This window comes from Mesorhizobium sp. C416B (genome assembly GCF_030323165.1).
Lineage (GTDB): Bacteria > Pseudomonadota > Alphaproteobacteria > Rhizobiales > Rhizobiaceae > Mesorhizobium.
The window spans coordinates 3,682,770-3,691,705 of sequence record NZ_CP100471.1 but is presented as its reverse complement, the minus strand read 5'-3'; the positions used below and the strand labels follow the sequence as shown (position 1 = coordinate 3,691,705).

12 protein-coding genes are annotated in these 8,936 nt (G+C 63.4%); 8 read left to right on the top strand and 4 right to left on the bottom strand.

The window, feature by feature from the left end; genetic code table 11:
* Positions 1–3: 3 nt before the first annotated feature.
* Positions 4–318 (bottom strand): quaternary ammonium compound efflux SMR transporter SugE, encoded by a 315-nt coding sequence (sugE, locus tag NLY43_RS17955; RefSeq protein WP_023681326.1) that lies wholly within the window; start codon positions 316–318, stop codon positions 4–6.
* A 213-nt stretch (positions 319–531) separates the two neighbouring features.
* Entirely contained in the window at positions 532–657 is a 126-nt protein-coding gene (locus tag NLY43_RS17950; RefSeq protein ID WP_023710394.1) for a hypothetical protein, read from the bottom strand.
* 213 nt (positions 658–870) lie between these two features.
* Here NLY43_RS17950 and NLY43_RS17945 point away from each other — a divergent pair, with 213 nt between their 5' ends.
* The 4 genes from NLY43_RS17945 (at position 871) to NLY43_RS17930 (ending at position 4,119) form a co-directional block, all read left to right on the top strand.
* Positions 871–1,680: a transglutaminase-like domain-containing protein gene (locus tag NLY43_RS17945; protein ID WP_023687480.1), complete on the top strand. Its 810-nt coding sequence runs from the start codon at positions 871–873 to the stop codon at positions 1,678–1,680.
* Between the two features lie 115 nt (positions 1,681–1,795).
* Positions 1,796–2,749, top strand: a complete 954-nt coding sequence (locus NLY43_RS17940; protein ID WP_023710395.1) for a cation diffusion facilitator family transporter — start codon at positions 1,796–1,798, stop codon at positions 2,747–2,749.
* 77 nt (positions 2,750–2,826) lie between these two features.
* The gene (locus tag NLY43_RS17935; RefSeq protein ID WP_023673210.1) at positions 2,827–3,231 is read left to right on the top strand and encodes a GFA family protein; all 405 of its coding nucleotides are present in this window, start codon (positions 2,827–2,829) and stop codon (positions 3,229–3,231) included.
* Positions 3,232–3,312: 81 nt separating this feature from the next.
* On the top strand, positions 3,313–4,119 hold the full coding sequence (locus NLY43_RS17930; protein WP_023710396.1) for a class I SAM-dependent methyltransferase: 807 nt from the start codon (positions 3,313–3,315) through the stop codon (positions 4,117–4,119).
* A 100-nt stretch (positions 4,120–4,219) separates the two neighbouring features.
* Here NLY43_RS17930 and NLY43_RS17925 read toward each other — a convergent pair whose 3' ends face one another.
* Entirely contained in the window at positions 4,220–5,473 is a 1,254-nt protein-coding gene (locus NLY43_RS17925; RefSeq protein ID WP_023710397.1) for a DNA recombination protein RmuC, read from the bottom strand.
* A gap of 103 nt (positions 5,474–5,576) precedes the next feature.
* On the opposite strand from NLY43_RS17925, the gene def reads away from it, so the two are divergent.
* Genes def through truA form a run of 4 tightly spaced genes read left to right on the top strand, consistent with a single transcriptional unit; the run spans position 5,577 to position 8,333 of the window.
* Positions 5,577–6,107: a peptide deformylase gene (gene def / locus NLY43_RS17920; RefSeq protein ID WP_023673213.1), complete on the top strand. Its 531-nt coding sequence runs from the start codon at positions 5,577–5,579 to the stop codon at positions 6,105–6,107.
* A 5-nt stretch (positions 6,108–6,112) separates the two neighbouring features.
* The gene (gene fmt, locus NLY43_RS17915) at positions 6,113–7,063 is read left to right on the top strand and encodes a methionyl-tRNA formyltransferase (RefSeq protein ID WP_023710398.1); all 951 of its coding nucleotides are present in this window, start codon (positions 6,113–6,115) and stop codon (positions 7,061–7,063) included.
* Positions 7,060–7,566, top strand: a complete 507-nt coding sequence (locus NLY43_RS17910) for a GNAT family N-acetyltransferase (RefSeq protein WP_023673215.1) — start codon at positions 7,060–7,062, stop codon at positions 7,564–7,566. The genes fmt and NLY43_RS17910 overlap by 4 nt, the downstream gene beginning before the upstream one ends.
* A gap of 11 nt (positions 7,567–7,577) precedes the next feature.
* Positions 7,578–8,333 carry a tRNA pseudouridine(38-40) synthase TruA gene (truA, locus tag NLY43_RS17905; protein ID WP_023673216.1) on the top strand — a complete coding sequence of 252 codons (756 nt, stop codon included), beginning with the start codon at positions 7,578–7,580 and terminating at the stop codon, positions 8,331–8,333.
* On the opposite strand, the gene NLY43_RS17900 is transcribed toward truA, so the two are convergent.
* Entirely contained in the window at positions 8,330–8,935 is a 606-nt protein-coding gene (locus tag NLY43_RS17900) for a hypothetical protein (RefSeq protein WP_023696038.1), read from the bottom strand. The genes truA and NLY43_RS17900 overlap by 4 nt on opposite strands.
* Position 8,936: the final 1 nt, after the last annotated feature.

Below are 8,936 nucleotides of genomic sequence, written 5' to 3'. Positions count from 1 at the left end.
TGCTCAGGCGGCGAGCTTCAGCCCCATAATGCCGCAGACGATGAGCGCAATGCAGGCGAGCCGGATGGCCGTCGCCGGCTCGCCCAGCAGCCAGATGCCAAGCAGCGCCGTGCCGACCGTGCCGATGCCGGTCCACACCGCATAGGCCGTCCCGACAGGCAGCGTCTTGAGCGCCAGGCCGAGCAACCCCAGGCTGATGATCATCGAGGCGACAGTGAGCACCGTCGGCAGCGGCTTCGAGAAGCCGTCGGTGTATTTGAGGCCGATCGCCCAGCCGATTTCGAACAGACCAGCGAAGAACAGAAAAATCCACGACATCGGGATGCACTCCTTCCATGAGGATGGCGGGGCGTCCCGACCGGACTTTTGAGAAAGGCGCGAGGTCGTCCTCGCCGCTTCGGTATAAGCGGCTGCGCCGGTCCGATCAACAAAACGCCGGCAGCATCGTTCATGCCGCCGGCGTCAAAATCTGCGCCGAAACGGTTTGCCCGGATCTCAACCGTCCCAAGATATTGACGACCTAAGGCGGGCTTACTTTTCCTTGAGCCTCATCGCCTTCACGGGCGGCGCCTTCAGCGCCGGAGCCGCGGCGGGCCTCTTGGCGTCTTTTTTCGGCTTGCGAGCTTCCTTGCCCGCCTTCATCGCACCTTTAGCCATGATTCGTTCCTCCAGTTGCTGGGAGGCCAAGTGAAACAAGAGAAACGCCGGACTGCAAGGGGGCGGGCGTCCGTCGCCGGCGCCGGCGGGCCGCTTTCAACCGGTTTCTAATTTGCTCGTAAACCATTCCGGTCCGTGCCATGGTTGCCTTCGCACTGCAGCATCGGCCATGCCTTCGCCCGGCGATGATCAGGAAGTGCGGTCAGGACGACAATGCGAATCCGCATCGGCAGCGAGATGAGTTTCGATTTTCCGCAGGAAACGCCGCTGATCGCGATGCTCAACGTCCACTACTCCAGGGCCTCCGATCTCGAGCGCCCGGATTTCCTGACCTCCAACCCGCCGGTGCCGATCCAGAGCTACCGCGACAGTTTCGGCAATTGGTGCAACCGTTTCGTCGCCCCGCCCGGTCGCTTCACCTTCGGCACCGATTCGGTAATCCGCGACCCCGGCACGTTCGAGATGGGCGACCTGATGGCCTGGCAGCACGAGGTGCGCGATCTGCCGTCGGACACATTGCTCTTCCTGTTGCCGAGCCGCTTTTGCGAGAGCGATCTGCTGGCCAGCGAAGCCTGGCGGCTGTTCGGGCATACGCCGCTTGGCATTGCGCGCGTCCAGGCGGTCTGCGACTTCGTCCACAACCATATCGTCTTCAGCTACGGCAATGCGCGGCCGACCCGCACCGCGGCGGAAGCCTATCGCGAGCAAAGCGGCGTCTGCCGTGACTTTGCCCACCTCGCCGTCACCTTCTGCCGTGCGCTAAACATCCCGACCCGCTACTGCACCGGCTACATCAGCGACATCGGCCTGCCCAAACCTTGGGCGAGCATGGATTTCGCAGCCTGGATGGAGGTCTATCTCGGTGGCCGCTGGCATGTCTTTGACCCGCGCAACAATTCGCCACGCATCGGCCGCATCCTGATCGCGTCGGGTCGCGACGCCGCCGACGTGCCGCTGACCCACATCTTCGGACCGGGCACGCTGGCTGGTTTCAAGGTGTGGACGGACGAGATCATCGAATAGGGGCGTCTTTCCGCAAGCTGCCTACAAGACCCTGAACGACCGGGCGATTCGTGCGTTGTGATGCCTGTGGAGCTCGGCGGCAGGGGCGTTACATCAGGTTCCTTGGAGGGACAGCATGGCAGCACATGGCGGGTCGAAGACGGTCATCTACGCGGCGCTCGCCGGTAATCTCGCTATTGCTGTGACCAAATTCGTCGCCGCCTTCTTCACCGGCAGCTCGGCGATGCTGTCGGAAGGCGTGCACTCGCTGGTGGATACCGGCAATGGCGGGCTGCTGCTCTACGGCATGCACCGCGCCGCCCGCCCGCCGGACCGCACGCATCCGCTCGGCCATGGCCGCGAGCTGTATTTCTGGAGCTTCATTGTCGCCCTGCTCGTATTCGCGCTCGGCGCCGGCGTGTCCTTCTATGAAGGCGTCGTCCACATCATGGCGCCTGAGCCGGTCGCCAATCCCAAAATCAACTACATCGTGCTGGGCCTCTCAATGCTGTTCGAGGGCAGCTCCTGGTACGTGGCGCTGAAGGAGTTCCGCCAGCAGAAGGGCAAGCAAGGCTGGCTGCAGGCCGTGCAATCGAGCAAGGATCCGAGCGTCTACACGATCCTGTTCGAGGACAGCGCCGCCCTGCTCGGTCTGTTCGTCGCCTTCGCCGGCATATTGGCGGCCGAACTCCTCGACATGCCCGAACTCGACGGCGTCGCCTCGATCGGCATCGCGATGATCCTCGGCGCCACCGCCATCTTTCTGGCGCGCGAAAGCAAGGGATTGCTCATCGGTGAGCCGGCCTCGCCGGAAGTGCAGGCCAAGGTGCTGACCATCGCCCAGCAGGATCCGGCAGTGCAGCGGGCCAACGGCGTTCTCACCGTCCATCTCGGCCCGCAACAGATCGTCGCTGGGCTGAGCATCGAATTCGAGGACCATCTGACGGCGCCTGAGATCGAAGCCTGTGTCGAGCGCATCGAGGCGCTCTTGAAAAAAGAAATGCCGGAGATCACCAGACTGTTCGTCAAGCCGCAGACGACCGGAACCTGGGAGCACCGGCGCAAGCAGGTCGAGGCGGCGTCGGACTAGTTCTGGACCAGCAGTCCACCATTGGCGCCATCGCCTGGTCCCGCTAAGATCACCCGACGGATTTCGGAGAATCAACGATGAAAATCGATGGTGGGTGCCATTGCGGCGCCATAACTTATGAAGCAGACGTCGACCCGGAAAAGACCTCTATCTGTCATTGCACCGACTGCCAGCAACTGACCGGTACCGCCTTTCGTGTCACTGTTCCCGCGCCTGAGGATCATTATAGGATCACAAAGGGCACACCGAAGGTTTATATCAAGACGGGATCGAGCGGCGCCAAGCGTGCCCAGGCGTTCTGCGGCGACTGCGGTTCGCATCTTTACGCAACGTCGGTTGGCGACGGGCCGAAGGTCTATGGGATCAGGGCGGGGACCGCGCGGCAACGCGAGGATCTCGTTCCGACCCAACAGAAATGGCACCGATCGGCCCTGCACTGGCTTCCGGAATTCGAGGGCGTAAGCATCGTAGAGGCGCAGTAGCACCTGCCTCCCGGTTAAACGCGGCCCAAACCAGCCAATAATGTGCTAGGCTACCCATCAAACGGATGGCGGGGGATAGCAATGTCGGAAACGGACAAAGTGTTTGCCGGCTCGATTCCGGAAAACTACGACCGCTACATGGTGCCGCTGATCTTCGAGCCGTTCGCCGCGGATTTGGCACGACGGGCAGCGTCCTTGTCGCCCGGCGCCGTCCTGGAAGTCGCCGCCGGCACCGGCGTTGTCACCCGCGCATTGGCTCCAAAACTGTCTCCCGGCGCAAGCTATATCGTGACCGACCTCAACCAGCCTATGCTCGACTACGCGGCCTCGCGACAAGCTCCCGACAGTCGCATACAATGGCGTCAGGCGGATGCTCTGGCGCTCCCGTTCGAAGATGCGGCTTTCGATCTCGTTTGCTGTCAGTTCGGCGCGATGTTCTTTCCCGACCGAGCCGCCGGCTATCGCGAAGCAAAGCGGGTCCTGAAGACCGGCGGCCATTTCCTGTTCAACGTGTGGGATCGCATTGAAGAGAATGTATTCGCCAATGATGTGACGAATGCTCTTGCGGAGATTTTTCCGAACGATCCGCCCCGCTTTCTCGCCCGCACGCCGCACGGCTACAATGACACTGCATTGATCCGCGGCGAGTTGGAAGCCGCAGGTTTCTCCCGTGTGGTGATCGACACGAGGGCCGAACAAAGCCGTGCCTCCTCGCCGCGCCTTCCGGCGGTTGCCTATTGCCAGGGAACTCCGCTTCGCAACGAAATCGAGGCCAGAGGAAAACTGGAAGCCGCAACCGATCACGCCGCGTCCGTGATTGCAGCCAGACACGGCAGCGGCGAGGTTGCGGCCAAGATCCAGGCGCACGTGATGGTGGCTACGGTCTAATGCATGTTGCCCAGAAGTGAGCCGCGGTTCTGGGACAACGACATTCATCAAAACAAAGACTTAAAGCGCGTCGTATGAATCCGTTTCAGCGCGACGCACTTTAATCGTCGCCTTCGACGACACGTAGCCTGAGCTGCCCCGTCTTGGAATCCGCCACCCGCACCCCGGCTTCGGCCTTGGCGGGTCCGCCACCGCGCACTTCGGCTTCGTTTTCGCCAAACTCCAGCGCTTCGATCTTTTGGCCGCGCTTGGTCACCTTCGACGTCGACACCAGTATCTCGTCGATATCCTTGGCCGACTGGCCAAAATGCGTCTGCAACCGGCGCACGCGTTCGTCGACGCGCGCGACGTCCTCCATCAGCCGGATCACCTCGCCCTGGATCAGATGCGCCTGTTCGCGCATGCGGGCGTCCTTGAGGATGGCCTGGATGACCTGGATCGACAGCATCAAAAGCGACGGCGAGACGATGATGACACGCGCCCGGTGCGCCTTCTGGACCACGGCGTCGAAATTCTCGTGGATTTCGGCGAACACCGATTCGGACGGCACGAACATGAAGGCGGTGTCCTGCGTCTCGCCCTGGATCAGGTATTTTTCCGAGATATCGCGGACGTGAATTTCGATGTCGCGGCGGAAAGCCTGGGCCGCGATCTTCTGTTGTTCGGCGCCATCGGCGGCGCGGATGGCGTTCCAGGCTTCCAGCGGAAACTTGGCGTCGATGGCAAGCTGCGGCGCACCGTTCGGCATCCTGACCAGGCAGTCGGGACGGCTGCCGTTTGACAGCGTTGCCTGGAACTCGTAGGCGCCCATCGGAAGGCCGTCGGCGACGATCGCCTCCATGCGCGACTGGCCGAAGGCGCCGCGCGTCTGCTTGTTGGACAGGATCGCCTGCAATTGCACGACCTGGCCGGCCAGCGACTGGATGTTGCCTTGCGCGGTGTCGATGACCGCCAGCCGTTCCTGCAGTTTGGCGAGGCTCTCATGCGTCGATTTGGTCTGTTCGGTCATGGTTTGACCGAGCCTGCCGGTCATGGCGTCGAGGCGCTGGCCGATCGACTGGTTGAGTTCGGCCTGCCTTGCGCCGAACACGTCGGCGATGGCGCCCATGCGGCCCTGCATCTCGGCCTGGCTTTGCAAAATGCCGGCCATCCGCGCCTCGGCGTCGCGGGCGTGGTCGGCGGCTTCCGCCGCGGCGATGGTGCGCGCCTTGGCCGATCGCCACAGCGCCACGACAAGCGCCAGGAACAGGCCGAGAAACACCAGCGCGCCGATGGCCAGTGCATGGCCGAGCGTGATCGTCGTAGCGCCAAGCCGGGCAACGGGTTCGGAAAGGATGGTGCTCAGGTCGTTCATCCCGCCAGCATAGCCGATTCGCAGACCTGGCACAGATCAAAACGTGAACGAGACCGATTCGCACCGGTTGACGCTTCTCCTGCGACGTTTTAGGTGAGGCGCCATGTCGATCAAGCCGCTCATCATCCTTCCCGATCCTATCCTGCGCCAGGTTTCCAAACCGGTCGAACGCGTCGACGCGCCTTTGCGCAAACTGGCTGACGACATGCTGGCGACGATGTATGATGCGCCGGGCATCGGCTTGGCCGCAATCCAGATCGGCGAGCCGCTGCGCATGCTGGTCATCGACCTCGCCAAGGAAGACGAGCCGCCGGCGCCGCATGTCTTCATCAATCCCGAAATCCTCGAAAGCGCCGACGCTCGCTCGGTCTACGAGGAAGGCTGCCTGTCGATCCCGGACTATTACGCCGAGGTCGAGCGTCCCGCCTCGGTGCGCGTGAAATATCTCGACCGCGACGGCAAGCTGCAGGAGATCGAGGCCGAAGGCCTGATGGCGACCTGCCTGCAGCACGAGATCGACCATCTCAACGGTGTGCTGTTCATCGACCACATCTCGAAGCTGAAGCGCGACATGGTGGTCAAGAAGTTCAAGAAGCTCGCCAAGGACAAGGCGCCGGGCAAGCTGGTGGGATAGGGAAGATGCCGCTTCGCGTCATCTTCATGGGCACGCCAGAGTTTTCGGTGCCGGTGCTGCGCGCGATTGCCGAGGCCGAGCACGAGATAGCAGCCGTCTACACCCAGCCGCCGCGCGCCGCCGGCCGCCGCGGTCTGGAGCTCACACCGTCGCCGGTGCAGCGCGAGGCTGAGCGGCTGGGCATCGAAGTGCGCACGCCGCTGTCGCTGAAGGGCGAGGGCGAGCAAGCTGCTTTCCATGCGTTGCGTGCCGATGTCGCAGTCGTCGTCGCGTATGGTTTGCTGTTGCCGAAGCCTATTCTGGAGGCCCCGCGCCTCGGCTGCCTCAATGGCCACGCCTCGCTTTTGCCGCGTTGGCGTGGTGCAGCTCCCATCCAGCGAGCCATTATGGCCGGCGACGTCGAAACCGGCATGATGGTGATGCGCATGGAAGAGGGCCTGGACACCGGTCCGGTGGCACTGGTTGAAAAATGCGCCATAGAGCCCGACATGACGGCCGGCGATCTGCACGACCGCTTGATGAATATTGCTGCCACGCTGATGGTGGAAGCGCTGTCCCGATTGGAGACAAATACCCTGGCATCGACTTTGCAGGCGGCTGACGGGGTGACCTACGCCAGGAAAATCGATAAGTCGGAGACACGTGTAGACTGGACGCGCCCGGCTGCGGAGGTCCACAATCACATTCGCGGCCTGTCGCCATTTCCCGGCGCCTGGTGCGAGGCCGACATCGGCGGCCGCACGGAACGGCTGAAACTGCTTCGCTCGACGCTTTTGGAAGGCACGCTTTCTGAAAGCATGGGCGAGTCGGGAGGAATTCTCGATGACCGGCTGACGGTCGCCTGCGGGTCGGGCGCGGTCAGGCTGGTCGAAGTTCAACGGGCGGGCGGAAAGCCCGCTGCCGCGCAGGAGTTTCTGCGCGGGGCCAAGATCGAAAAAGGAATGAAGTTCTCATGAGCATGATGTCGATACGCGGCGCGACGCCGCGGGACCGCGAGGCCATACGCCTGGTCGAGGAACACGCATTCGGCCAGCAGGCGGAGGCCGGGCTGGTCGACGCTCTGGTCACCGGCGGCGACGCCGTTGTCGAACTGGTGGCGGAAGAAGACGGCCAGGTGGTCGGCCACATCCTGTTTTCCAGGCTGTTCGTCCAGAACGGCGGCAAGCAGTTCGCAGCCGTGGCGCTGGCGCCGTTGGCGGTGGAACCTTCGTTCCACGGCTCGGGCATTGGCGGTGCGCTGATCCGCGAGGCGCATATCCGCCTCAGGGATGGCGGCGAGACGCTCGCCGTTGTGTTGGGCGATCCGGCCTATTACGGCCGCTTCGGCTACAGCCATGCGCGCGCCGAAAAGTTCGAGAGCGAATATCAGGGCGAAGCGCTGCAGGCGCTGGCCTGGGGTGACGCACCCGAAAAAGGCAAACTGGTCTACGCCCAGGCCTTTACCGCACTCGCCGCCTGAACGAAGGGTGTATGCCGCGTTTTCGTCTCGATATCGAATATGACGGCAGCCTTTTCGCCGGCTGGCAACACCAGGCGGATCAGCCTTCGGTGCAGCAGGCGATAGAGCAGGCGATCGAGAAATTCTGCGGTGAGGCGGTGCGGATACGCGCCGCCGGCCGCACCGACGCCGGGGTGCATGCGACCGCCCAGGTGGCGCATGTCGACCTCGCCAAGGCATGGCCAAACGACAAGGTGCGCGACGCCGTCAACGCGCACCTGCAGGCGGCAGGCGCGCGCATCGCCATCCTGCAGGCGACGGTTGTCCCCAATGAGTTCGACGCCCGTTTCTCGGCCACCGGGCGGCACTATCTCTACCGCATCCTCAACCGGCGCGCGCCTGCAGCGATGGAAAAGGGCAAGGTCTGGTGGGTGCCGAAGCGGCTCGATGCGAACGCCATGCACGAAGCGGCGAAAGTCCTGCTCGGCCGACATGACTTTACCACCTTCCGCTCGACGCAATGCCAGGCCAACAGTCCGGTGCGGACGCTGGAGCGGCTCGATGTAAGCCGCCAGGGCGACCTGATCGAAGTCAGGGCCTCGGCGCGCTCTTTCCTGCACAACCAAGTGCGCTCCATGGTCGGTTCGCTGAAACGCGTCGGCGACGGCGGCTGGACCGGCGCCGACCTCAAGGCAGCGCTCGCGGCGCAAGACCGCGCCGCCTGCGGCCAGGTGGCGCCGCCCGACGGGCTTTTTCTCGTCGGTGTAGACTATCCGGAAAAGTTCTAAGCCGGAGCGGCGGTCGGCACAGTGATGCCGAGCAGCGCCACCAGGCCGAACAAGACGGCCAGAGACACCACCAACATGCCTGCGAACACGGCGCTGCCGACAGCCGCGCCCTTGCCGATCGCGGCGTTGGTCATCCGCCAGGAGAGTACCAGCGACAGCACCACCAGAACCAGCCACACCAATTCGGCAACCGGGTTGCCAGACGGCAGGAAAAGCCTGATCAGCGCTGAAGGCAGCAGCATCCAGGCAGTGATCGCCGACGCCCAGTTGCTGGCGACGACATAGTGGACGAAGCGGTCGCCAATGCCGGCGCGCGATGCGACCAGGGCAAGCACAAACAGGGGCAGCAGCCACGAGCCGAGGTCGACGGTCGCCAGGCGAACCAACATGCCCAGCCGACCGGCGAACGCATTGGGATCGCCGATCTCGTTGGCCGTGCCGACCCAGCCGACGATCATCGCCGGCGCGGCGACGACGATGGCGAAGAAGGAATTCCAGAAGCCGTCCGCCGAAAGGTCGAGCAGCCGCAAGCCGTCGGCCTTTCCGAGCATCAGCCGCCAGGCGCCGTTAAGCGATGAAGAGGTCTCGTCAACCGAAAGCATG